Below are 22,869 nucleotides of genomic sequence, written 5' to 3'. Positions count from 1 at the left end.
GCGGTTCAGGCGCTGCCTCCTGCGGGCTCAGACTGGCGCGGAGAGCGCCCGGACGATGTCGTCCTTCAGGCCCGCCGGCGTGTCCGTCGGCGCGTAGCGCTTGATGACCTGGCCGTCGCGGCCGACCAGGAACTTGGTGAAGTTCCATTTGATGCCTTCGGTGCCGAAGACGCCGGGCTTTTCGCCCTTCAGCCAACGATACAGCGGATGCGCGTCGGCGCCATTGACGTCGACTTTGGCGTACAGCGGGAAGGTGATGTCGTATTGGGTCGAGCAGAAGTTGCGGATCTCGGCTTCGTCGCCGGGTTCCTGGTGGCCGAACTGGTCGCAAGGAAACCCCAGCACCGTCAGCCCGTCGTCGCGCAGCGACCGGTAGAGTTCTTCCAGGCCCGCGTATTGCGGCGTGAAGCCGCACTTGGAGGCGACGTTCACCACCAGCAGCACGCGGCCGCGGTAGATGTCCAGGGATTGGTCCTCCCCGTTGATGTCGCGGGCAGTGAAATCGAAAATATTGCTCATGCGGGCTCCTGTGTCAGGCGTCTGGACGCGAGGGCGCCAGTGCGCTGGCTTGCCCGTCGAGTGTAGCGCCTGGCCCGGCGCCGGCGCTGGAACTCAGACCAACTTCAAGTCCAGCGGGGCCACGCCGGGAAAAACCTGCGCCAGGCGTGCCTTGTCCAGCCCGTACAGCCGCGAGAACAGGCCGGCGAAGACCGCGCGGTATTCGTTCAGCACGGGGTAGTCGCGATCCTGGAACAGGGTGTCGCGCTTGACCGCGACTTGCCGGCCCGCGATGCGACCACCGCGCACATTGCCGCCCATCACCCAATACACGGTGCCATGCCCGTGGTCGGTGCCCTTGTTGCCGTTCTCGCGAAAGGTCCGGCCGAATTCGCTGATCACGACGACTGTGGTCTGTTGCCACGCAGGGCCCATCGCGTCGGCGTAGGCGGCAAGCGCCCGGCCCAGTTGCCCCAGGCGGTTGGCCAGCGCGCCGGTGGCGGCGCCTTGGCCCACGTGCGTGTCCCAGCCGCCCACGTCGACAAAGCCCAGGTTGTAGCGGTCGGTCATGAAGCGGGCGATGCGGCGGATTTCTTTTTCCAACTTGTCTGTGGACACGGCATTGCCATTGGCTGCTTTCATTTCCGCATCGAGTTCTTGGCGCGATGCGCTCATGATGCGTTGGCCTTCCAAAACAGATGCGTCCAGTTCCGTATCGCGATACATGGCAGCGATGGCGCGATTGTCCTCGTCCGTAAGGCGCGACTTGCGGGTGGCTCCCCCCAGGTCGATGTTAGGCACGCGAGCTTCGCCCCGTAGGATCTGAGGTACTTCGGACGTGAACGCGGCTGGCTGCGCATTCGAGCCCTCCAATGCGGCTGTCAGACGGTTGAGAAAGCCTGATCGGTAGTTGCCGTTCTTCCCCGCACCTCGTCCGAGTTCGATGCTGTTCTGAGTTTCGAAATGGCTGCGGCTCAGGTCTTCCGTGCCCGCGAATGGAACGAAGGCCAATTGTTTTTTTTGGTAGAACGGCATCAGGCTGTCGGCCAAGGCTGGGTGCAGGCCCCAGCTATCGGTCAAGGGCAATGCAGCGCCGCTGCTGCTGCCGGGCTGTCCGATTGCTATGCTAGGCCGGGATTCGTAGTAGAAGTCACTGGATGTGGGCACCAGCAGGCTGGCGGCATCGTAGGCCCCGCGCATGAAGACGACTAGCAAGCGGTTGCCCGAGGCCGCAGGTGCGGCGTAAAGACGGCTACTTCCCAGTATCAGCGGGGCGGCGGCAATCATGTGAAGCAAATGGCGGCGATCCATTTTGTTCTCCTAACGGCGCATGAATTCAGGCGAGGCCAACAGGTACGTATTAGCATCCGCTGGTGTCTTGGCCTGAGCGATGGCGTCGCGCGTAGAGCGCGATAGATTCGTGAAGAGGCCGAGCTCCGTGATGGAGTTCAACAAACGCCCAATGCGGGGCGGCGCAACCTTGTCTGGATCGTTTTGCGTTCGGTAGAAGACCAGAGGGGCGGCGGCGATCGTGCGCGCTATTTCGAAACGCTGGGTCATCTGGCCGGAGCCAGACCAGTCGGACATGGCTAGTGGATAACCGTCTGGAGTCTTGCGTTGATACAAGCCTTGCCCCATCTGGCGCAGCAAGGACATGGCGGCTTTCGGGTTGCGGACGGGCGGCGAGTCGGCGTAGGCGAGCCGCATCGACGAATAGACGTAATGCACGGGATCCTTGAATACGCCAGTCTTTAGCGAGTCGGCAAATTCCGGCGAGGCATATAGCGTCTGCAGTGTCGCAGCGACGTCCCCGTCTTTCGCGAGGAAGGTTTTAGCCATCTGGTCAACAAGCTGGGCAGAGGGAGCGTTGCCCAGAAAGTATGCGGCAAGCTTTTCACTGACAAAGCGCGCAGTCGCCGGATGTCGCGCCAGCAGGTCGATGGCTTGATCCACCTCATCCAGTCCGCCGCCCTTGATTCTATGGCCCAGGAATACCTTATCGCCGGCGTCGTGGCGTTCCGGGTGGAACTGGAACAGGCCGTCCTGCACCAGTTGATCGCGCAGATCGGGCTTGACCTGGGGCGGTTTGTCGCTATTTCGCACGCCCAGTCCCGTCAGAATGCGGGCCAGTTCTTGCACGTCGTTCTGCGTGTAACCGCCTTTGATGCCCAGCGTGTGCAGCTCCATCAGTTCGCGCGCATAGTTTTCGTTCAGATGGCCTTTGATGTTCCGGGTGTTGTCCAAGTACACCAGCATGGCAGGCGAGCGGACGGTGGCCCGGAGCATATCGCGGAATTTTCCCAGCGCGTACGGACGGATGGCTTGTTCTTCATACTGGGCTAGATAGGTGCCGATATCGCCCTTGCCAGAAAAGACGCTAAAGTGGTTTGTCCAAAACCACGTCATTTGTTCCTGAAGCTGGTTAGGCGAGTACAAGGCACGCCAAATTGCCCGATACGCGGTCTCGTCAGCGCGTTCGCGGGAGATTCTTCGAGACTCCTGCAACGCTTTTTGTTTGGCGGCCTGGGGTAAGTCTCGTGCATCTTGACGCATCTTGCGTTGTTGGGCTTGCGCGTCTTTATCAGATACGTGATAGATCGACAGCGCATCAATCTGCTGCTGCACTTCCTGGGGTAACTTCGCGCGAGGATCGGGGTGCAACTGGGCCTGCAGATATCTTTCAGCGCCGATCTCCTGGATGCGAGCCAATTCTGCTGGGGTGGCACCCCACGTGATGCGGTTCACCAGCGCTGCGTTGCGCAATCGGGAGTCCGCTGCAGTGGTAGTGACGGCGCCTGAAGGCTGAGCCACCGCGGCAGATGCGAGAGGGAGCAAGAGCAGGGGTGCGAGTCGAAGTAGAGACAAGCGCGAGAGCATCATGGAACAAGCACCTTTCATAGGCAACCTATTGTGGGACAGGACAATCGTCCAGACATTCCCTGTTGAGCTGGTCTTGAAACGCAAGGAAACCATTCATTTTAGATGGGGCTTCCTAATTTCAGACTTGCATCAAGGGTATTGCCGCTGTTGCGACGGTGTCGTCCTATCATGCCCGATCAGTGTTCAGTGACCGACGGGAGCCCGTTAATGGAAGGAATGATTGAACGCCTAGAGGCCATGCTGGCCAAGGGCACCGACAACATGCTGCTGCGATTTTCGCTGGGCAAGGCCTATGTCGAGCAGGATTGCTTTCGCGAGGCCGAGCCGCACTTGCGGGCGGCCCTGGCGTTCGACCCCGCTTACTCGGTCGCCTGGAAATGGCTGGGCAAGGCCTGCCTGGGCCTGGGCGACGTGGAAGGCGCACGGGCGGCGTGGAACTCGGGCATGGAGGCCGCGCAGGCGCGTGGCGACAAACAGGTCGAAAAAGAACTGCAGGTATTCATCAAGCGCTTGGACAAGCAGGCGGCGGCCGGCGCCTGAGCCGGCCTCGCGTCGTCGTCAGGCCTGGCCTTCCAGCAACGGCCGCGCGCTGGGCGTCGCGATCAATCCCGCCGGCACAGGCGTGGCGGCACGCTTGGGCAGCACCGTCTGGCTGCCGGCCACGCGGAACACTTCGATGGCGTGGCGCAATTGCGCGCCTCGGGTGCGCAGGTTGTCCACGGCCAGCGCGGCCTGCTCGACCCGCACCGCATTGCGTTGGGCCGCGGTATCCGTTTCCGAAATGGTGCGGCTGACGTTGTCGATGCCGGTGTGCTGCTCGGTGGAGGTGGCCGCGATCTCATTCATGATCTGCGTGACCTGCTGCACGGAATCCACGATGTCCAGCATGGCGGCGCCCGCACGCTCTACGTGCCGCACGCCATCGTTGACGCGCTCGTTGGACGCTTCGATCAACGCTTTGATTTCGCGGGCAGCGGTGGCGCTTTTCTGCGCCAGGCTGCGCACTTCGGTGGCTACCACCGCGAAGCCCTTGCCGGATTCGCCGGCGCGCGCGGCTTCCACAGCGGCGTTCAGCGCCAGGATGTTGGTCTGGAACGCGATGCCGTCGATGATGCCCACCACTTCGGTGATGCGCGAGGAACTCTCGACGATCCCGTGCATGGCGGCTACGGCTTCGTTTACGACCTGGCCGCCGCGCTTGGCCACGTCCGAGGCCTGGCTAGCCATCCGGTCTGCGCCGTGGGCGTTCGACGCGTTCTGCTTCACCGTGGCGGCCAGCTGTTCCATGCTGGCCGCGGCTTCTTCCAGCGACGCGGCCTGGCGTTGCGTGTGCGCGGACAGGTCCTCGTTGCCGTCGGCGATCTCGGAGGCGGAGTGCAGCGCGCTTTCAATGCCGTCGTGCACGTCGCGCGTGATGCTGACCAGGCTTTTGCGCATGACTTCCAGTGAGAACTTCAGGGCGCCGATCTCGTCGCGCAGGCTGGCCGAGGGCAGGGGCGTGCTGAGGTTGCCCGCGGCGATCTGCCGCGTGAAGTCGGTGGCGGTCGCCAGCAGCCCCGAGATGCTGCGCGCGAATCCCCAGCCTGAGGCGAAGATGAGGACCACGCCTGCCGCCAGCACGGCCGCGGCGATGGCGAGTTCTTCGGGCTGCATGCGGTCGAACATGCCGTACAGCGCGACGCCGGCCGCGCCCAGGAACAGGGTGGACGCCAGCATGGCCCAGGCCAGCATGCGCGAACGCACGCCGGTCAGCCGCCACAGCTTCAATCGGGCCAGGACGCCGGCGATGCCCGTTGGCCGTGCCTGGCCACGCACGAGGCGCACGCCGCGCGCCGTGCCGTCGCGCAGTCTTCTGTAGAGCTTGTCGGCTGCGTCGATCTGCGCTTGGGTCGGTTTGACGCGAACCGACGCATAACAGACGGTTTCCCCGCGCTCGATGATGGGGGTGACATTGGCCAGCACCCAGTAGTAGCCGCCATCCTTGCGGCGGTTCTTGACGACGCCCGTCCAGGATTCGCCGCGCTGGATGGTGCGCCACAAGTCCTCGAAGGCGGCTTCGGGCATATCCGGGTGGCGCACGATGTTGTGGGCGGCGCCCACCAGTTCCTCGCGAGAGAAGCCGCTGACTTCCACGAACGCGGGATTGGCGTAAATGATGCGGCCACGGGCGTCGGTGCGGGAGATCAGGTACTGCTCGTCGTGAAGCGTGTATTCCTTGTTGTAAACCGGCTGATTGTTGCGCATGCGTCTGTCGTCCTGTGATGGGCGGGGGCGTGGTGCAGCCGGGGATCATCGGGGAGGGGCGCGTGCGCGGGGTTGATCTACATCAAGATATTGGAATGTTATGCAAAACGTAAATTCATGCGGTGTAGGTCATACGGCAGGCAGGTTGCCGAAGGCTTCCAGCGCGCGCAGCCGGCTTTGCGCCAGGTCCACGATGGGCGCGGGATAGCCGGCGGCCGCGCGTTCCATGGGGCTGGGGTCATGGATGGCTTGATCGTCCAGGTGCGCCAGTTCAGGCAGCCATTCCCTCAGGAAGACGCCGCGAGGATCGAACCGGCGGGATTGCGACAGAGGATTGAACACGCGGAAGTAGGGCACCGCGTCGGCCCCCGTGGAGGCGCTCCATTGCCAGCCGCCATTGTTGGCGGCCAGGTCGCCGTCCACCAATTGCGCCATGAACCAGGCTTCGCCCAAGCGCCAATCGATCAGCAGGTTTTTGGACAGGAACATGGCGGTCACCATGCGCAGTCGATTGTGCATCCAGCCCAGCGCCAGCAGCTGCCGCATGGCGGCGTCGACGATGGGAATGCCCGTTTTTCCCTGCTGCCAGGCATGCAGGTCTGCGGGCGCGTCGCGCCACGGCACAGCGGCGGTTTCCGGTTTCATGGGCTGGTGCATGGACAGCGACGGGTAGGCGGCCAGCAGGTGCTGGTAGAACTCGCGCCACAGCAGTTCGTTGATCCATGTGGCGGCGCCGGCCTTGCCGCTATCCAATTCGCCATGATTGGCTGCCAGCGCCGCACGCAGCGCTTGCCCGGGCGACAGCACGCCGGCCGCCAGATAGGGCGACAGGCAACTGGTGCCGGGCAGCGACGGGAAGTCGCGCTCGTCCTTGTAGGCATCGATGACGCCGTCGGCAAAGGCGGCCAGCCGGTCGCTGGCCGCGGTTTCGCCGGCGGGCCACAGCGCGCGCACGGCATCGCTTGCAGGCGGGAATCCGTCGAAGGTATCGGGTAGGGCGTCGGCCTTCCACGCCGGCGCGGTTTGGGCGCGGGGGGCGGGCACGGGGCGGATCGGCGCGGTGCGCAGGCGTTCCCTGCACGTGCGCGCATAGGGGGTGTAGACGCGGTAGCACTCGCCTTTGCCTGTCAGCACCGTGCCGGGGCGCAGCAGCGAGGCGCCGTGATGCAGCGTCCAGTCCACGCCGCTTGCTTGCAGCGCGTCGGCTACGGCCGCATCGCGGCGGCGTTCGTTGATGGCCCATTCGGTATTGGCGTGGACTTGCCCAATGCCGTGGGCCTGGCAGAAGCCGGTGATGGCGCCGGGCGCCTCGCTCCAGTCCGCGACCGTCAATAATTTGAGCGGAATGCCCAGCTTGCCCAGGTCTGCCGAGAGTTCGCGCAGGTTGCGCAGCCAGAAATCCACTTTGGCAGGCGCGTCGCCATGCAGGCGCCATTGGCCGGGCGACGCCAGGAACAGCGCAGTGACCGTGCCGTTTTCGGCGGCGGCGGCCAGGGCGGGGTTGTCGTGCAGGCGCAGATCGGTGCGTAGCCAGAGCAGCGTGTTCATCTAGGGCAATCCAGGACGGAAATCGGCGGACAGGCGCGCCCGGCCATTGAGGCTGGCATTCTATCGCGCGGCCCGTCCATGGAAGACGATGTAAAAACTACGAGTAGATGTGACCGGGGCAAAGCGGCGGGGGACGGGTGGGCCCTGGGCCAGATCCGAGGTTTCCACGACAGCACGCGGTCAAACCATGAAACACGCTGAGGCCGCATACGTATTGACGCGCTTGTCCCCGCGCCATGTAATTCACTTAACGACGAGAGCAAAAGTGAACGCTATGGGAAATCTGATGGACCTACGCCCGTCCTTTCTGAGGGGACGCACACCCGCCGGCAAGACGTCGCTCGATGTCCTGCAAAAACTGTGGCGTTCACTCGACCTTCCCGACGAGTCGCTGGATCACGTGTTGCTGACCGGCGCAGACCCTGTGCTGCCCTCGTCCTTTGCGGTTGGCGCGGCGGCGCAAGCCAGCATGGCCGCTGCCGCCCTGGCTGCGGCCGAACTCTGGCATCTGCGCGGCGGCGCGCGGCAACAGGTTTCGGTCGACATGCTGCACGCCGCTCAGGAATGTCGCAGCCATTTCAAGATCAACGGCGTGACGCCCAATCCGTGGGATCCCGTCAGCGGTGTGTACCGCTGCGGCGACGGGGGCTGGGTGCGCATCCACGCCAACTTCGCGCATCATCGCGACGGTGCGTTGGCATTGCTGGGGTGTCCGACCGGTGAGGGCACCACGCGGGAAACGGTGGAGCGCGCGCTGAGCCGCTGGAAGGCGCTGGACTTCGAGCAGGTCGCCGCCGATGCCGGCATGGTGGTTGCCGCCATGCGCAGCTTTGACGAATGGGACCGCCATGCGCAGGGCCAGGCAATCGCCTCGCAGCCCCTGATGACCATCGAACGCATCGGTGAGGCCGACCCGCGGCCCTTGCCCAAGTACGGGCACGACGCGCGGCCGCTGAAGGACATCCGGGTACTGGACTTGACTCGCATCATCGCCGGGCCCGTCTGTGGCCGCGCGCTGGCCGCCTATGGCGCAGACGTGATGCTGGTGAACTCGCCGCAACTGCCCAATATCGACAACATCATCGACACCAGCCGCGGCAAGCTGTCGGTGCTGGCCGACCTGGACACGGCCGACGGCCGCATCGCGCTGGGCAACCTGTTGCGCAGCGCGCACGTGTTCGTGCAGGGCTATCGGCCGGGCGGCATGGCCGCGTTGGGCTTTGGGCCGCAGGACGCCGCGCGCATCCGGCCTGGCATCGTCTATGTGTCGCTATCGGCCTACGGCACTACCGGCCCCTGGGCCAACCGGCGCGGGTTCGATTCGCTGGTGCAGACGGCCACGGGCTTCAACCACGCCGAGGCGCAGGCGGCAGGACAGGAAGCGCCCAAGCCCCTGCCCATGCAGATTCTGGATCATGCGTCCGGGTATCTGATGGCATTCGGCGCGCAAGTCGCGCTGGCGCGGCAGGTGACCGAGGGTGGCAGCTGGCACGTGCGCGTGTCGCTGGCGCAAACCGCGCATTGGCTGCGCAGCCTGGGCCGGGTGGACGGCGGGCTGGCCTGTCAGATGCCGGAATTCGAGGGCTTGCTGGAAACCGAGCCGTCGGGCTTCGGCGAATTGCTGGCGGTGCGCCATGCCGCTCGGTTCTCGGAAACGCCGGCGCGGTGGACGCGCCCGTCCAATCCGCCCGGCACGCATCCGCCGGTCTGGCCGTTCAATTAGGCCGCAAGCGCCGTCGTAAAAAAGCCCGGACGAATACCCGGGCTTTTTTTTACGTGTTACTGCTTCGCCTTCCAGTCGCGCAGCGCGCGCATGGTGTTGGCCACGTGCGAGTCCGGGTTCATATCCGTGAATTCATACAGGATCTTGCCCTGCGGCGAGATCACGTACGAGATCCGTTGTGCGTAGTCGGGGCGCTTGTCGTGCACGGCGTCATAAGCCTTCATGATCTTGCCGTCGCCATCAGCCGCCACGGCGAACTTGCTGCGGCACTCGCTGACCGAAAACTTGTTCAGCGTGTCGATATCATCCGTCGACACGCCAATGACGGTGGCGCCCAGCGACTTGTATTCGTCCGTGGCTTCGGCGAAGTTGTGCGCTTCGATCGTGCAGCCCTTGGAGAACGCGGCCGGGAAGAAGTACAGCACGACGGGCCCTTGCTTTAAGGCCTCGGTCAGTTTGAATGTGAAGACGTTGCCGCCCAGTGAGGCCTGGGTGCTGAAGTCAGGCGCGGGCGCGCCCACGTTCAAGGCGGCCTGGGCCGACGTGCCGGCCAGCAGGCCGCAAAGCATCAAGCAGGAGACAAGGCGTTTCATGGGAGGCTCCGATATCCAGTGTGGCGCGCGGGCGGGCGCGGCAAAGTGCCTACTGTAGTCCCGCCGTTGGCAGGGGTCCAGTTCAGTCGCGGTTCGGCCCGCCGCGACCCTCGCCGCGCTGCGCTTCACGGTCTCGGCCGCCGCCCTGCTGCGGGTGTCCTTCCGGACGCGGCGAGGTTTGTTGGCGTGCCTGCTGCTGCTCGCGGGCCTGTTGCTGCTGCTGCTGGTGCTGCTGGCTATCGCGGGCCTGTTGCTGGCGGGCCTGCTGCTGTGCGTCCCTGGCCTGCCGTGCCTGCTGTTGCTGCTCGCGATCCTGATGCTGCCGCGCCGCCTGCTGGTCGCGCGCTTGTTGCTGTGCTTGTTGTTGCGCTTGTTGCTGTGCTTGTTGTTGCGCTTGCTGCTGCGCACCCCTGGCTTGGTCCCGCGCCGCGTCGCGGGCCGGGTCCCGCACCTGCTGCGGCGCTGGCGATTGTGGGGGACGCGCCGTGCCCGTGACGGTTTGTCCCGGACTCTGGCCGCCAGCGAAGTTGGCGGCGGGCGCGCCATTGCCGGCGCCAGGCCCCGGGCGATTGTCGCGGCCGTGGTCCCGTCCATTGCCGGGATTGTTTCCTGGGCCATTGCCCGGGCGCGCCTCGCCGCCGGGACGTGGCGCGTCAGGCGGGCGCCCGTTGTTGTTGGGATGGTCGACGAACGCCTGGGGCGGGCGGCCCTTGTTGTGATCGTAGAACTGCGCGCGGTTGTTGCCCGCATCGCGCACGAACCCGCGCTGCATGTCGGTGGGGGGGGCGTGCCGGTCGTTGCGGGCGGCCAATTCGCGAGGGTCGGCGTTGCGGCGGATGCCATCAGGCCCGCCGTGGTAGCTCACGCGTCGGTTGTCGACGTTGTTGACGACGACGGTGTGGTTGTAGACATTGGTGACGCGCGTCACGTTCACGTTCGTCACGGACCGGTTGTAGTAGAAGCGGTCGCGGTTCCAGTAGCCGCCGACGTAGCCGATGCCGACATAGCCGAAGCCGTAGTTGATGCCGCCATAGAAGCCCACATGAGGGCCCCAGTAGCCGGCGTTCCAGACATACAGCCCGTTCACGAAGCCCCAGTAGCCCGGCGTCCAGAGCGCGCCGTGGTAGGGGGCCATCACCCATGCGCCGGGCACCCAGAAAAAGCCGTAGCGATTGCGGCTCCAGTAGCCGGGCACCCACATGTAGCCGTCTGCCGGTGCGGGCGGCTGCACATAGACGGGCAGGGGCGGCGGTGGTTCCGGGCTGCGGTCCACCAGGGCCAGGTTGGCGTTGGCGGGGTCGCCGTTGTCATAGGCCGGGGCAGCGGGCGCGGGGGGCGGCGCATAGGTCTGCGCGGCCGCGCCGGCACAAATCGCCAGCAAAGCTGCGGTGGCCAGGGGCCGAAAGCGGGAAATCCGGACGGACGGTGTCATGGCTGTTCCTGATCGCCTCGGGTGCGAGGATCAATATCCGCGGTAGTAGTAATGCGGAGCGGGGTACGCCGGGTAATAGTAGTGCGGCGTGTAATAGACGGGGGCCGGGCGGTAGTAGGCCGGGCGAGCCGGCACCACGACGCATCCGGTCAACGAACTGGCTATGGCCAGCACCAGCAGCAGACGCTTCTTCATTTGAGTCACTCCCAACCAGCGCCAGGTGTGTGGCTTACTTCCTAATGCGCTGATACGGATTAGGCCATACCCTCAGGCGGGAGTTCGCGGCTGTAATCGTTCCGAAACAGCTTTCAAGTGACGGATGTTTGCGGCTGCGTGACGGCGCATGTCGTTCGTATCAATCTCTGCGGAAAAAACAACGGGGCCGCCTGAGCGACCCCGTTGTCTTGTATCGCGCCGGGTGAGGGCGCAACGCCAAGCCAGGTGGTTAGTTCCAGCGGCCGCCGTTGCCGGCCAGGCTGAAACGGCCGGCGCCCATGAAGGCGATGGCCAGGGCGGTGAACAGGAACATGCCTTGCAGTTCCAGGGCCCAGCCGCCGGTGTTGGTGATGGTGCCCAACTGGCCGGTGTGGGCCAGCAGGATCGCAACCACCATATTGATGGCGATGATCAGGCCGCCCAGGCGGGTGTAAACGCCGATGATGAGCAGCACGGGGGCGATGATTTCGCCCACGTACACGCCATAGGCCAGAAAGCCCGGCAGGCCGTGCGACGACAGCATGCCGCTGATGCCGGTGACGCCGCCGCCCATCAGTTTGGACAGGCCGTGGAGCAGAATCAGAATGCCGAGGGTCAGGCGCAGGATCAGCTTGCCGGTATCGTCGGACTTGATCATGGTGAGTTTCTCTTGTGATGGTTAAGGGGACAGCGGCTCGTTGGAGCACGCTGTTTACCTTTGGTTCCGCGTCCGGCGCGCCCCGATTGAGGCGGCAACGCCGGGCCAGGCGGGGCCATTATGGCAAAACCCGAGCAAAATCATCAAGCTTTCATCGCGGTCTTTCGACCGGTCGACCGGAAAAATTCCCTGTCCCGGCAGCAATCAGAATTCTTCGAGGAACCGCATGCGGAACCGGCGGCCCTTGATATTGCTGTTGGATACGCGCGAGAACACCTGCTTGGCGATCTGGCGGTCCAGTGCCACATAGGAGTTGAATTCGGTGATGTTGATCTTGCCGACCTGTTCGAAGGTCAGCCCGCCGTCGCCGGTCAGGGCGCCCAGCAGGTCGCCCGGGCGCAGCTTGTCCTTCTTGCCGCCCTGGATGCACAGCGTGACCATCGGCGCGCGCAGGGGGCGGTCGGCCTTGGGTTTCAAGGACTTGATGTCGCCCCACTTCAGCGGCGAACCCTGGTATTGCTCGACCAGGTTGGCCCAGCGCATTTCGTCGGGCGAACACAGGCTGAGCGCCAGGCCCTTCTGATCGCCCCGGCCGCTGCGGCCGATGCGGTGCACGTGGACTTCAGTGTCCTTGGTGACGTCCACGTTGATGACGGCGCCCAGGTTCTGGATGTCCAGCCCGCGGGCGGCCACATCGGTGGCGACCAGGACCGCGCAGCTCTGGTTGGCGAACTGGATCAGGATCTCGTCGCGTTCGCGCTGTTCCAGGTCGCCGTTCAAGGCCTGGGCGCTGATGCCGTCGGCCTGCAGCCGTTCGACCAGGTCGTGGCTGCGAATCTTGGTGTTGCAGAAGGCCAGCGTGGAGACGGGGCGGAAGTGCGCCAGCAGGCGCGCCACGGCGTCCAGGCGGTCCTTACCGTCGATTTCGTAGAAGATCTGTTCGATGCGGCTGGCGTCGTGCTGCGCTTCGACCTTGACTTCGGCCGGGTTGCGCAGGAACCGGGCGCTGAGCTTGCGGATGTTGTCGGGGTAGGTGGCCGAAAACAGCAGCGTCTGGCGTTTGGCCGGGCAGTGCGAGGCGATGGCGACGATGTCGTCATAGAAGCCCATGTCGACCATGCGGTCGGCTTCGTCCAGCACCAGCGTGGTCAGGCCGGCCAGATCCAGGCTGCCGCGCGTCAGGTGGTCCTGGATGCGGCCGGGTGTGCCGACGACCAGGTGGGCGCCGCGCGCCAGCGATTCGGCCTGGGGGCGGGCGGCAGCGCCGCCGCACAGGGTCAGGATCTTGACGTTGGGAATCAGGCGCGCCAGCCGGCGCAGTTCCTGCGCGACCTGATCGGCCAATTCACGGGTGGGGCAGACCAGCAGCGCCTGGGGCGTCAGGCGGCTCGTGTCCAGCTTCTGCAGCACGCCCAGGCCGAACGCCGCGGTCTTGCCGCTGCCCGTCTTGGCTTGCGCGATGATGTCGCGGCCTTCCAGGATGAGGGGCAGGCTTTGCGCCTGGATGGGCGTCATTTGCTCGAACCCCAGGCTTTGCAGGTTGTCGAGCAGGGCGGGCAAGAGGGGCAGGGAGGAGAAGGGCGTGTTGGTCACAATAGGAGGGATCGCAAAAAATGCGAAAAACAGAGTCGACCGACAGTGTAAGCCCTGGGCATGGCCAGACCTTCGCCCGGGCGGGCCGGGCGCCCAGATAAATCAAATCAGGGACGTAGTGCGCATGCCGCCGCAGGCTACGGCTGCGGTTCGTATGTGCCCGCCAGCGCTCGGGCCGCTTCCTGCATGCGGGGCAGCCAGGCTCGCGCGCCGTCGATGGACAGGCGGGCGACCGGCGCGTGCAGGGCTACGGCGGCGATGACGCGCGGCCCATGCAGGATGGGCACGGCCATGCAGACGATGCCCAGCAGGAATTCTTCGCGGTCGAAGCTGGCGCCTTCTTTCTTGATGGCGCGCAGCTCTTGCTCAAGCGCGGCGACGTCGCACAAGGTGTTCGGCGTGTATCGCGGCAAGGGGGCGGCGGCCAGCAGCCGCGCGCGGGGCTCGCGCCGCATATGGGCCAGGAACAGTTTGCCGCTGGCCGAACAGTGCAGCGGCACGCGCGACCCGGTCTGGAGGTTCACGCGCAGCGGCCAGGCGGTTTCCACGCGGTCCAGGTAGATGACTTCGTCGCCGTCCAGCATGGTGCAGTTGCAGGTTTCGCCGATTTCATCGACCAGGCTGTCCAGGATGCGGTGGCGTTCGCCGCGCAAGGGCGAATTCAGCAGCGTCTCGCGCGCCAGCGCGCTCAGGCGGGGGCCGCTGACGTAGCTTTTGCCGGCCGGTTCGCGCAGCAACATGCCGGCCTCGACCAGGCGCGTCAGGATGCGCAATACGGACGGCTTGGGCAGCCCGGTGGCGTCGGTCAGCGCTGCCAGCGACACGGGTGATTCGGATCGGGCGACCTGCTCCAGCAAGGTCAGCGCGCGCAACGCGGCGGAGGATTCGTCTTTCATCTTTCAATATTTGAAGATTCGGCGGCCAATGGCCCATCGTCGCACGGATTTTACAGAAAATGAAACGCAGAGGGGTGGGACGGGCGGGTTTTCTCCGGCAGTATCGAATCACCCCGGCCACGATGCAACCACACAAGCGCCGGCCTGCCAGGAGAGAGACCATGAGCAGCAAGCAACACATGACCCCCAGCGAAGCGTTTGTTGAAACGCTGGTCGCGCAGGGCGTCAAAGACGTATTCGGCATCGTCGGTTCGGCCTTCATGGATGCGCTGGACTTGTTCCCCGCCGCAGGCATCCGCTTCGTGCCCACGGTGCACGAGCAGGGCGCCGCGCACATGGCGGACGGCTATTCCCGGGTGACGGGCCGCCACGGCGTATGCATTGCGCAGAACGGCCCCGGCATCACCAACTTCGTGACCGGCGTGGCCGCCGCGTATTGGGCGCACAGCCCGGTGGTGGCGATCACGCCCGAGACCGGCACGTCCGGCATGGGGCTGGGCGGCTTCCAGGAAACCGAACAGCTGCCCATCTTTTCGCGCATCACCAAGTATCAGGCGCATGTGAACCGCCCGGACCGCATGGCGGAATTCACGGCCAAGGCCTTCGACAATGCAATGGCCGAACGCGGCCCCACGCAACTGAACATTCCGCGCGACTACTTCTACGGCGAAATCGATGTGGCCATCCCGGAACCACGTCGCATCCGCCGCGGGCCGGGCTCGGAAGAAGACCTGGAAGCGGCGGCCCGCCTGTTGGCCGAGGCCAAGTTCCCGGTCATCGTGGCGGGCGGCGGCGTGCTGTTCTCGGAAGGCCAAGCTGAATGCGTGGCGTTGGCCGAACTCTTGGGCGCGCCGGTAGTGACCAGTTATCTGCATAACGATGCGTTCCCCGCCAGCCACCCGCTGTGGTGCGGGCCGCTGGGCTATCAGGGCGCCAAGGCCGGCATGAAACTGCTGTCTCAAGCCGACGTGGTGCTGGCGCTGGGGACGCGCCTGGGGCCGTTCGGCACCTTGCCGCAGCACGGCTTGGACTATTGGCCGCAAGGCGCGCGCATCATCCAGGTGGACGCCGACCACCGCATGCTGGGCCTGGTGCGTCCGGTGTCGGTGGGCATCTGCGGCGACGCGCGGCCGGCCGCCGCGGCGTTGACCGCCAAGCTGAAGGACCGCGACGTGGCCTGCACGCGTACCAAGACGGCGCGCGGCGACGAGATCGCGTCGCAGAAGGCCGAATGGGAAAAGGAACTGGACGGGTGGTCGCACGAGCGCGACGACTGGAGCCTGGACATCATCGAACACGGCGGCGGCCGCATGCATCCGCGCCGCATGCTGCGCGAGCTGGAACGCGCGATGCCCAAGCAGGTGATGGTATCCACCGACATCGGCAACATCTGCTCGGTCTCCAACAGCTATCTGCGCTTTGACGAACCGAACTCCATGCTGGCCGCCATGAGCTTCGGCAACTGCGGCTATGCGCTGCCGGCGCTGATCGGCGCCAAGCTGGGCCGCCCCGACCGGCCGGCGGTGGCCTACGTGGGTGATGGCGCCTGGTGCATGAGCTTCCAGGAATTGCTGACCTGCGTGCGCGAGAAGATCCCTGTGACGGCGGTGGTCTTTCACAACGGGCAGTGGGGGGCGGAAAAGAAGAACCAGGTGGACTTCTACGGGCGTCGCTTCGTAGGCAGCAACCTGATCAACCCCAGCTTCGCGGAACTGGCCCGTGCGATGGGCGCGGAAGGCATCCGTGTTGAGCACGCCGATCAGGTCGGCGCCGCGTTGCAGGCCGCCTGCAAGGCGCAGTCGGAAGGCAAGACCACGGTGCTGGAGATGATGGTCAGCCAGGAACTGGGCGACCCGTTCCGGCGCGACGCGCTCAAGCAGCCGCTGCGCTTGCTGGACAAGTACAAGCAGTACGTGAACCAACCGTTCCATTCGGGCGAAGTGCCGCTGTCGATCGATCCCGTCAAGGGGTGACCGATGCCTGCGGCGCGGCCGGTGCCGCGCCGCAGGCATTCCATTTGACCTTGCGGACATCCGCGGCAGGAGCACGTACCCATGGCAATCGACCGATTGTTCGAACCCCTGCGCGATGCCGCGCTATCGGCCGGGCGGCTGCGCACCGCGGTGGCCTATCCCCTGTGCCCGGCAAGCCTGGGCGCGGCCGTTCAGGCGCGGGACGCCGGCTACATCGAGCCGGTGCTGGTGGGCCCGGCGCGCCGCATCGCGGCCTTGCTGGCCGAGATGGGCGTGCGTGCCGGCGAACTTGAGATCGTGGACACGCCGGATGACGAGAAGCTTGCCGCGCGGGCCGCCGCCGCCTTGGCGCGCGATGGCGCGGCCAGCATGTTGATGAAGGGCAGCCTGCACACGGACCATTTCATGTCGGCCGTGGTGGCCCGCGAATCCGGGCTGCGCACGGACCGCCGCATCAGCCACGCATTCGTCATGGCGGTAGCCGCGTATCCCAAGTTGTTCATCCTGACGGACGCGGCCGTCAACATCGCGCCGACCTTGCAGGAAAAGGCGGACATCGCCCAGAACGCCATCGACCTGGCGCGGGCGCTGGGTGTGACGCGCCCGAAGCTTGCGGTGCTGTGCGCGACCGAGTCCGTCAATCCGTCGATGCCGGCCACGCTGGACGCCGCCGCGCTGTCGAAGATGGCCGACCGGCAGCAGATCCGGGGCGGCGATATCGATGGGCCGCTGGCGTTCGATAACGCGATCTCGCGCGACGCGGCGGACCAGAAGGGCATCGTGTCGCGCGTGGCCGGCGACGCCGACATCCTGCTGGTGCCCGACATCGAGGCGGGCAACATGCTCTACAAGGAGCTGACCTGGCTGGCCGGTGCGGGCACGGCCGGCCTCGTGCTGGGCACGCGTGTGCCGGTGTTGCTGACCAGCCGCTCCGACTCCATGCAGGCGCGCGTCAACAGCTGCGCGGTCGCCGTCCTGTATGCACGCGCCTGCGCGGCAAGCGCCGCCGTTTCCGCATGACCGTCTCGCTGGCGTCGCTGGCACCAAAGACTCTGCCTGTTTGGTACTAAGGCCTGGTCCATTGGATGGCTACGCTTACGCGAAAGCCATCCAACGAGTGGCCGGTGTAGCAAACACATCAAGGGAAAAATCATGCGCAGCGCACGACAAGGCTTGGCAACGATTCTGGCGGTGATGGCGATGGCGGGCGGGGCGGTGGCGGCGGATGCGCCCAAGCCCGGCGGCACGCTGGTCGTGGGATCGACCCAGGTGCCCCGACATCTGAACGGCGCGGTGCAATCGGGTACGGCAACCGCGCTGCCCAGTGCGCAGCTCTTTGCCAGCCCCCTGCGTTACGACGCGGACTGGAAGCCGCAACCCTATCTGGCCGAATCGTGGGAATTGGCGCCGGACGGCAAGTCCCTGACGCTGCATTTGCGCAAAGACGCCGTGTTTCATGATGGCAAGCCCATTACGTCCGCAGACGTGGCGTTCTCGGTCATGGTGGTCAAGAACAATCACCCGTTTCAGACCATGTTTGCGCCCGTGCAATCCGTCGAGACGCCCGATCCCTATACGGCCGTGCTGCGCATGAGCCAGCCGCACCCGGCGATCCTGCTGGCCTTGTCGCCGGCGCTGATGCCCGTGTTGCCCAAGCATATCTACGACGATGGGCAAGACATCAAGACGCATCCCCGGAATTCGACGGACGTAGTGGGGTCGGGCCCATTCAAGTTCAAGGAATTCAAGCCCGGCCAGGAGATCGTGCTGGAGCGGTTCGACAAGTTCTTCCTGCCGGGCAAGCCGTATCTGGACCGCATCGTGGTGAAGATCAATCCGGACGCCACCAATCTGTTGATCGGGCTGGAACGTGGCGACATCGGGGCCTTGCCCTTCATGACCGAGCCGACCATCTTGCGGCGCGCCAAGGACAACGCCGCCATCGTCATGACCAATCGCGGCTACGAGGGCATCGGTGCGCTGAGCTGGCTGGCCTTCAATACGGCGCGCAAGCCCTTGAACGACGTGCGCGTGCGGCAAGCCATCGCCTACGCGACCGACAAGGGCTTCATCACCAAGGCGTTGAACGCGGGGTTCGCCAAACCCGCTGACGGCCCGATCGTGGGCACCAGCCCCTACGCCACCCCGGACGTGAAGAAGTACCCGCTGGACCTCAAGAAATCGGAGCAGCTGCTGGAGGAGGCCGGTTTCAAGAAGGACGCCAAGGGCGAGCGCATGACGCTGACGGTGGACTACATGCCCGGCTCGGACGTGCAGGGCAAGAACGTGGCCGAGTACCTGCGCAGCCAGTTGAAGAAGGTGGGCATCGCGGTGCAGGTGCGCGCATCGCCCGATTTTCCGACCTGGGCCAAGCGCATCGCCAGCCATGATTTCGACATGACGACCGATATTGTCTTCAACTGGGGAGACCCGGTCATCGGCGTGCACCGCACCTACCTGTCCAGCAACATCCGCGACATCATCTGGACCAATACGCAGTCCTACTCCAACCCGAAGGTCGACGAGCTGCTGGCGCAGGCGGGCATGGAGACCGACGTGGAGAAGCGCCGGGCGCAATACGCCGAGTTCCAGCGCCTGGTCACCGAAGACGTGCCGATCGATTTCCTGACGGTGATTCCGTACCACACGCTGACGTCCAAGAAGGTGCACGGCATGCCCGAGGGGATATGGGGCATGTTGTCGCCGCTGGACGACGTCTACCTGCAATAAGGCGGAGCCGCCATGCTGCGTTTCATCTTGCGCCGTCTTGCCTACGCGGGCCTGTTGCTGCTGGCCGTGGTGACGCTGAATTTCCTGCTGATCCATATTTCGCCCGGCGATCCCGTCGAGACCATCGCCGGTTCCATGGGCGGCATCAGCGAAGACCTGCGGGCCCAGTTGCGTACGCAGTACGGATTGGACAAGCCTTTTCTGGTGCAGTTGGGCCTGTACCTGGCGCAGGTGCTGCGCGGCGACCTGGGCTATTCCTACTTCTTCAACGTACCCGTCGCCCACCTGATCTGGGATCGCGTGCCCGCCACGCTGCTGCTGGTGGTGACCTCGGTGTTCAGCGCCTTCATCGTGGGCACGCTGCTGGGCACACTGGCCGCCAGGAAGCCCAACGGACCGCTGTCGCAAGGCATCACGCTGCTGTCTGTGGTGGGCTATTCGGCGCCGGTTTTCTGGACGGGCATCATTTTGATCATCCTGTTTGCGTCGGTGCTGCCGGTCTTCCCGGTGTCCGACATGCGGTCGGCGGGTGGGCCGCAGGACGGCTGGGCGGGTGTGGTGGACGTGCTGCATCACCTGGCGCTGCCGGCGTTCACGCTGGCGTTCGTCTACCTGGCGCAGTACAGCCGCCTGGCGCGCGCCAGTGTCATGGAAGCGCTGTCCGCCGACTACATCCGCACGGCCCGCGCCAAGGGGTTGCCGGAGCGCTCGGTCCTGTACAAGCACGCCTTGCGCAATGGCGTGCTGCCGGTGGTGACCATGCTGGGCCTGCAGTTCGGCAACGTGCTGGCAGGCGCCATCCTCGTCGAGACGGTCTTCAACTGGCCCGGGCTGGGGCGGCTGGCGTTCGACTCTGTGCTGCGGCGCGACTACCCGACATTGCTGGGCATCCTGCTGTTCGCCTCGCTGCTGGTGGTGGTGATGAATCAGCTAACCGATCTGGCCTACCGCCTGATCGATCCTCGGATCAAGACATCATGAGCCAAGCGCCTTCCGTGATTCCCCTGCCTGCCGTAGCTGCCACGGCGTCGCGCGCCCCGTCGCGGCAATCCTACGAGGCCTTGCGGGTGTTCGTCCGCAATCCGTCGGCCGTCTTCGGGGTGCTGCTGCTGGCCGCCATCCTGGCGGTGACGATCTTCGGTCCGATGCTGATGCAGGCGGACCCGTTCGAGATCGCCAGCGCGCCCATGGAACCGCCCGGCGGCGAGATGCTGCTGGGCACGGACTACCTGGGGCGCGACGTGCTGACCGGCATGGTCTATGGCGGCCGCGCCACCTTGCTGGTCGGCGTGGTGGCCGCGGTGCTGTCGATGGCCATCGGCCTGACGGTCGGCGCGCTGGCCGGCTACTACGGCGGCTGGGTCGACGAGACGCTGATGCGCATCACCGAATTCTTCCAGGTGCTGCCCACCTTGCTCTTCGCGATGGTGCTGGTGACGTTGTTCACCCCATCGCTTGCGACCATCGCGGTGGCGATCGGCGTGGTCAGCTGGACCGGCACCGCGCGGCTGGCGCGGGGCGAGTTCCTGCGCCTGAAACGGCGGGAATATGTGCTGGCCGAACGCGTGATCGGCGCGGGCGACGCGCGCATCATCTGGCGCGTGATCCTGCCCAACGCGCTGGCGCCGCTGATCGTGTCGGCCACGCTGGCCATCGGCACGGCGATACTGTTCGAAGCGGGCCTGTCGTTCCTGGGGCTGGGCGACCCCAACATCATGAGCTGGGGGCTGATGATCGGCAGTAACCGCCCCTACATCCTGACGGCGTGGTGGGCGGTGACGCTGCCCGGCGCGGCCATCTTCCTGACGGTGCTGGCCGTCAGCCTGATCGGCGACGGACTGAACGACGCATTGAATCCCACGTCGCGGGGGCGCTCATGAACGCGCGCCTGGAAGTTCCCGCCCTGGAAGTCGAGGCGCTCAGCCTGGAGTTCCGCTCGCGTGGCCGCGTGGCGGAGGTATTGAGCCAGGTCAGCTTCCAGCTGCGTGCAGGCGAAACCCTGTGCCTGGTCGGGGAGTCCGGCTGCGGCAAGAGCATGACGGCGCTGGCCATCATGCGGCTGATCCCGGCGCTGGGGCGGATCGGCGCCGGCCGCGTCCGTTTGTCGGGCGCGGACCTGGCGCTGCACGACGACGAGGCCATGCGGCGGGTGCGCGGCAACAAGATCTCGATGATCTTCCAGGAACCCATGACCGCGCTGAATCCCGTGTACACGGTGGGCGACCAGATTGCGGAGCCTTTGCGGCTGCACCAGGGCCTAAGCCGCGCCGACGCCCGCGCGCGCGCCATCGACATGTTGAAGTCGGTGGGCATCCCGGTGCCCGAGCGGCGCGTGGACGACTACCCGCACCAGATGTCCGGTGGCATGCGCCAACGGGTGATGATTGCCATTGCACTGGCCTGCGATCCCGACGTCCTGATCGCCGACGAACCGACCACGGCGCTGGACGTCACCGTCCAGGCGCAGATCTTCGACCTGCTGCGCGAGCAGCAGGCGCGGCGCGGCACTGCCGTTCTGCTGATCACGCACGACATGGGCGCGGTGTCGGAAATGGCCGATCGCGTCGTCGTGATGTACGGCGGGCGGGTCGTGGAGCAGGGCGGCGTGCGGCAGATCCTGGCGCATCCCCGCCATCCCTACACGCAGGGGCTGATCGCCTGCCTGCCCGAACTGGACCGCGAACCCGACGATATCCGGCCGGACCTGCCCGAGATACCTGGCGTGGTGCCCTCGGTATGGGACCGCGGCGTGGGGTGCCCCTTTCTGGACCGCTGCACCCGGTCGCTGGCGCGTTGCCGCAGTGAATTCCCGCCCTTGGTGCGCGTGGACGAGGGCCAGGACGTGGCCTGTTGGCTCTATCAGGAGGCCGCATGACGCCGCAATCGCATGTTCCCGCATTGTTGTCCGTCCGGAACCTGGCCGTGCACTTTCCCGTGGGGGGCAAGGGCGCCGACGGCAAGCCGGTCGTGGTCAAGGCGGTGGACGGCGTGTCGTTCGACCTGGCACGTGGCCGTACGTTGGCGATCGTGGGCGAGTCCGGCTCCGGCAAGACCACCACGGCGCTGTCCGTACTGCGGTTGGCGGACCCAACCGCGGGTTCCATCCATTTCGACGGCACCGACCTGACCGCCCTGGGCGGCGCCTCGTTGCGGCAGATGCGACGCCGCCTGCAGCTGGTGTTCCAGGATCCGTATTCGTCACTGAACCCGCGCCAGCGCGCCGAAGACATTGTGCGGGCGCCGCTGGACTTGATGCGCATCGACCCGCCCGGCGGGCGCGAAGCGCGCGTGGCCAAAATGTTTGAAATGGTGGGTCTGCGGCCCGAACAGCGCCAACTATTTCCGCACCAGTTTTCCGGTGGGCAACGGCAGCGCCTGAACGTGGCCCGGGCGCTGGCCAGCGCGCCGGACCTGATCGTGTGCGATGAGCCGGTGTCGGCGCTGGACATTGCCATCCGCGCGCAGATTCTGAACCTGCTCCGGCGTATCCAGCGGGAGCAGGGGCAATCGTTCCTGTTCATTTCGCACGACATGGCCGTGGTCGAGCACATCTGCGACGACATCGCGGTGATGTATCTGGGCAAGATCATCGAACAAGCTTCGCGCCGCGCCTTCTTCACGCGCCCGCTGCATCCCTACAGCGTGGCGCTGATGTCGGCGGTACCGACAGTCAAGGGCGGGCGCGAATCGGCCGCGCGCCGCGTGCGGCTGATGGGAGACCCACCCAGTCCGGTGAACCCGCCGCCGGGTTGCCGGTTTGCCGGCCGTTGCCCCGCCGCGCAGCCCGCCTGTTCGACGCGCGAGCCCGAACTGCGCGAAGTCGTGCCGGGCCACCGCGTTGCCTGCCATTTCGTAGAGGTCCGCGACGGCGCCGTGGTGGCGCCGTTGCAGGGCTGAATCCAACCG

General features: G+C 65.6%; 20 protein-coding genes. 9 read left to right on the top strand and 11 right to left on the bottom strand.

Annotation, left to right across the window (positions count from 1 at the left end; translation table 11 throughout):
* Nucleotides 1-27 precede the first annotated feature (27 nt).
* From CEY09_RS08420 to CEY09_RS08410, 3 genes are all read right to left on the bottom strand, one after another.
* Nucleotides 28-519, bottom strand: coding sequence for a glutathione peroxidase (locus tag CEY09_RS08420; protein WP_088588296.1), 492 nt, complete (start codon nucleotides 517-519; stop codon nucleotides 28-30).
* A gap of 93 nt (nucleotides 520-612) precedes the next feature.
* Nucleotides 613-1,809 (bottom strand): DUF1501 domain-containing protein, encoded by a 1,197-nt coding sequence (locus tag CEY09_RS08415; RefSeq protein ID WP_088588295.1) that lies wholly within the window; start codon nucleotides 1,807-1,809, stop codon nucleotides 613-615.
* Between the two features lie 9 nt (nucleotides 1,810-1,818).
* Nucleotides 1,819-3,261 (bottom strand): DUF1800 domain-containing protein, encoded by a 1,443-nt coding sequence (locus CEY09_RS08410; protein ID WP_234818254.1) that lies wholly within the window; start codon nucleotides 3,259-3,261, stop codon nucleotides 1,819-1,821.
* Between the two features lie 324 nt (nucleotides 3,262-3,585).
* On the opposite strand from CEY09_RS08410, the gene CEY09_RS08405 reads away from it, so the two are divergent.
* Complete coding sequence (locus CEY09_RS08405) at nucleotides 3,586-3,918, top strand: tetratricopeptide repeat protein (protein ID WP_088588293.1); 333 nt, start codon at nucleotides 3,586-3,588, stop codon at nucleotides 3,916-3,918.
* A gap of 18 nt (nucleotides 3,919-3,936) precedes the next feature.
* Here CEY09_RS08405 and CEY09_RS08400 read toward each other — a convergent pair whose 3' ends face one another.
* Both CEY09_RS08400 and phrB read right to left on the bottom strand, forming a co-directional pair.
* Complete coding sequence (locus tag CEY09_RS08400) at nucleotides 3,937-5,622, bottom strand: methyl-accepting chemotaxis protein (protein ID WP_088588292.1); 1,686 nt, start codon at nucleotides 5,620-5,622, stop codon at nucleotides 3,937-3,939.
* A 129-nt stretch (nucleotides 5,623-5,751) separates the two neighbouring features.
* Nucleotides 5,752-7,170 (bottom strand): deoxyribodipyrimidine photo-lyase, encoded by a 1,419-nt coding sequence (phrB, locus tag CEY09_RS08395; protein WP_088588291.1) that lies wholly within the window; start codon nucleotides 7,168-7,170, stop codon nucleotides 5,752-5,754.
* A gap of 274 nt (nucleotides 7,171-7,444) precedes the next feature.
* Between phrB and CEY09_RS08390 the strand changes: the two genes are divergently transcribed.
* Nucleotides 7,445-8,893, top strand: coding sequence for a CoA transferase (locus CEY09_RS08390; protein WP_088588290.1), 1,449 nt, complete (start codon nucleotides 7,445-7,447; stop codon nucleotides 8,891-8,893).
* A 56-nt stretch (nucleotides 8,894-8,949) separates the two neighbouring features.
* Here the strand turns inward: CEY09_RS08390 and CEY09_RS08385 are convergent, their stop codons facing one another.
* The 6 genes from CEY09_RS08385 to CEY09_RS08365 form a co-directional block, all read right to left on the bottom strand.
* Nucleotides 8,950-9,486, bottom strand: a complete 537-nt coding sequence (locus CEY09_RS08385) for a peroxiredoxin (RefSeq protein WP_088588289.1) — start codon at nucleotides 9,484-9,486, stop codon at nucleotides 8,950-8,952.
* 82 nt (nucleotides 9,487-9,568) lie between these two features.
* The gene (locus CEY09_RS08380) at nucleotides 9,569-10,918 is read right to left on the bottom strand and encodes a BcpO-related WXXGXW repeat protein (protein ID WP_088588288.1); all 1,350 of its coding nucleotides are present in this window, start codon (nucleotides 10,916-10,918) and stop codon (nucleotides 9,569-9,571) included.
* 30 nt (nucleotides 10,919-10,948) lie between these two features.
* Nucleotides 10,949-11,113 carry a hypothetical protein gene (locus tag CEY09_RS32270; protein ID WP_006223361.1) on the bottom strand — a complete coding sequence of 55 codons (165 nt, stop codon included), beginning with the start codon at nucleotides 11,111-11,113 and terminating at the stop codon, nucleotides 10,949-10,951.
* 250 nt (nucleotides 11,114-11,363) lie between these two features.
* Nucleotides 11,364-11,771: a DoxX family protein gene (locus tag CEY09_RS08375; RefSeq protein WP_006223360.1), complete on the bottom strand. Its 408-nt coding sequence runs from the start codon at nucleotides 11,769-11,771 to the stop codon at nucleotides 11,364-11,366.
* A 204-nt stretch (nucleotides 11,772-11,975) separates the two neighbouring features.
* On the bottom strand, nucleotides 11,976-13,364 hold the full coding sequence (gene dbpA, locus CEY09_RS08370; protein ID WP_006223359.1) for an ATP-dependent RNA helicase DbpA: 1,389 nt from the start codon (nucleotides 13,362-13,364) through the stop codon (nucleotides 11,976-11,978).
* Between the two features lie 137 nt (nucleotides 13,365-13,501).
* Nucleotides 13,502-14,260: an IclR family transcriptional regulator gene (locus CEY09_RS08365; RefSeq protein ID WP_006223358.1), complete on the bottom strand. Its 759-nt coding sequence runs from the start codon at nucleotides 14,258-14,260 to the stop codon at nucleotides 13,502-13,504.
* 161 nt (nucleotides 14,261-14,421) lie between these two features.
* On the opposite strand from CEY09_RS08365, the gene xsc reads away from it, so the two are divergent.
* From xsc to CEY09_RS08330, 7 genes are all read left to right on the top strand, one after another.
* Entirely contained in the window at nucleotides 14,422-16,233 is a 1,812-nt protein-coding gene (gene xsc / locus CEY09_RS08360) for a sulfoacetaldehyde acetyltransferase (protein WP_088588287.1), read from the top strand.
* A gap of 81 nt (nucleotides 16,234-16,314) precedes the next feature.
* On the top strand, nucleotides 16,315-17,253 hold the full coding sequence (locus CEY09_RS08355) for a bifunctional enoyl-CoA hydratase/phosphate acetyltransferase (protein ID WP_088588286.1): 939 nt from the start codon (nucleotides 16,315-16,317) through the stop codon (nucleotides 17,251-17,253).
* A 132-nt stretch (nucleotides 17,254-17,385) separates the two neighbouring features.
* Complete coding sequence (locus tag CEY09_RS08350; RefSeq protein WP_088588285.1) at nucleotides 17,386-18,963, top strand: ABC transporter substrate-binding protein; 1,578 nt, start codon at nucleotides 17,386-17,388, stop codon at nucleotides 18,961-18,963.
* A gap of 12 nt (nucleotides 18,964-18,975) precedes the next feature.
* On the top strand, nucleotides 18,976-19,944 hold the full coding sequence (locus tag CEY09_RS08345) for an ABC transporter permease (protein ID WP_006223354.1): 969 nt from the start codon (nucleotides 18,976-18,978) through the stop codon (nucleotides 19,942-19,944).
* A complete protein-coding gene (locus tag CEY09_RS08340) occupies nucleotides 19,941-20,843 on the top strand; it encodes an ABC transporter permease (RefSeq protein WP_088588284.1) in 903 nt (300 codons plus the stop codon). The genes CEY09_RS08345 and CEY09_RS08340 overlap by 4 nt, the downstream gene beginning before the upstream one ends.
* Complete coding sequence (locus CEY09_RS08335; protein WP_088588283.1) at nucleotides 20,840-21,838, top strand: ABC transporter ATP-binding protein; 999 nt, start codon at nucleotides 20,840-20,842, stop codon at nucleotides 21,836-21,838. Before CEY09_RS08340 ends, CEY09_RS08335 begins: the two co-directional genes overlap by 4 nt.
* Nucleotides 21,835-22,860: an ABC transporter ATP-binding protein gene (locus CEY09_RS08330; RefSeq protein WP_088588282.1), complete on the top strand. Its 1,026-nt coding sequence runs from the start codon at nucleotides 21,835-21,837 to the stop codon at nucleotides 22,858-22,860. The genes CEY09_RS08335 and CEY09_RS08330 overlap by 4 nt, the downstream gene beginning before the upstream one ends.
* Nucleotides 22,861-22,869 lie beyond the last annotated feature (9 nt).

Origin of the sequence: Achromobacter marplatensis, from assembly GCF_002209535.1 — a bacterium.
In the GTDB taxonomy this organism is placed as follows: Bacteria; Pseudomonadota; Gammaproteobacteria; order Burkholderiales; family Burkholderiaceae_B; genus Achromobacter; species Achromobacter marplatensis.
Note: the sequence above shows the minus strand (reverse complement) of the source record. Positions and strands in the feature narration are given on the sequence as shown.

Excerpts from the sequence above, each read along its gene's own strand:
- CEY09_RS08380 (WP_088588288.1), bottom strand. The coding sequence starts at position 10,918 with ATGACACCGTCCGTCCGGATTTCCCGCTTTCGGCCCCTGGCCACCGCA.
- CEY09_RS08350 (WP_088588285.1), top strand. The coding sequence starts at position 17,386 with ATGCGCAGCGCACGACAAGGCTTGGCAACGATTCTGGCGGTGATGGCG.
- CEY09_RS08375 (WP_006223360.1), bottom strand. The coding sequence starts at position 11,771 with ATGATCAAGTCCGACGATACCGGCAAGCTGATCCTGCGCCTGACCCTC.
- CEY09_RS08385 (WP_088588289.1), bottom strand. The coding sequence starts at position 9,486 with ATGAAACGCCTTGTCTCCTGCTTGATGCTTTGCGGCCTGCTGGCCGGC.
- xsc (WP_088588287.1), top strand. The coding sequence starts at position 14,422 with ATGAGCAGCAAGCAACACATGACCCCCAGCGAAGCGTTTGTTGAAACG.
- CEY09_RS08405 (WP_088588293.1), top strand. The coding sequence starts at position 3,586 with ATGGAAGGAATGATTGAACGCCTAGAGGCCATGCTGGCCAAGGGCACC.
- CEY09_RS08340 (WP_088588284.1), top strand. The coding sequence starts at position 19,941 with ATGAGCCAAGCGCCTTCCGTGATTCCCCTGCCTGCCGTAGCTGCCACG.
- CEY09_RS08390 (WP_088588290.1), top strand. The coding sequence starts at position 7,445 with ATGGGAAATCTGATGGACCTACGCCCGTCCTTTCTGAGGGGACGCACA.
- CEY09_RS08345 (WP_006223354.1), top strand. The coding sequence starts at position 18,976 with ATGCTGCGTTTCATCTTGCGCCGTCTTGCCTACGCGGGCCTGTTGCTG.
- CEY09_RS08365 (WP_006223358.1), bottom strand. The coding sequence starts at position 14,260 with ATGAAAGACGAATCCTCCGCCGCGTTGCGCGCGCTGACCTTGCTGGAG.
- CEY09_RS32270 (WP_006223361.1), bottom strand. The coding sequence starts at position 11,113 with ATGAAGAAGCGTCTGCTGCTGGTGCTGGCCATAGCCAGTTCGTTGACC.
- CEY09_RS08355 (WP_088588286.1), top strand. The coding sequence starts at position 16,315 with ATGGCAATCGACCGATTGTTCGAACCCCTGCGCGATGCCGCGCTATCG.
- CEY09_RS08420 (WP_088588296.1), bottom strand. The coding sequence starts at position 519 with ATGAGCAATATTTTCGATTTCACTGCCCGCGACATCAACGGGGAGGAC.
- CEY09_RS08335 (WP_088588283.1), top strand. The coding sequence starts at position 20,840 with ATGAACGCGCGCCTGGAAGTTCCCGCCCTGGAAGTCGAGGCGCTCAGC.
- CEY09_RS08400 (WP_088588292.1), bottom strand. The coding sequence starts at position 5,622 with ATGCGCAACAATCAGCCGGTTTACAACAAGGAATACACGCTTCACGAC.
- phrB (WP_088588291.1), bottom strand. The coding sequence starts at position 7,170 with ATGAACACGCTGCTCTGGCTACGCACCGATCTGCGCCTGCACGACAAC.
- CEY09_RS08330 (WP_088588282.1), top strand. The coding sequence starts at position 21,835 with ATGACGCCGCAATCGCATGTTCCCGCATTGTTGTCCGTCCGGAACCTG.
- CEY09_RS08415 (WP_088588295.1), bottom strand. The coding sequence starts at position 1,809 with ATGGATCGCCGCCATTTGCTTCACATGATTGCCGCCGCCCCGCTGATA.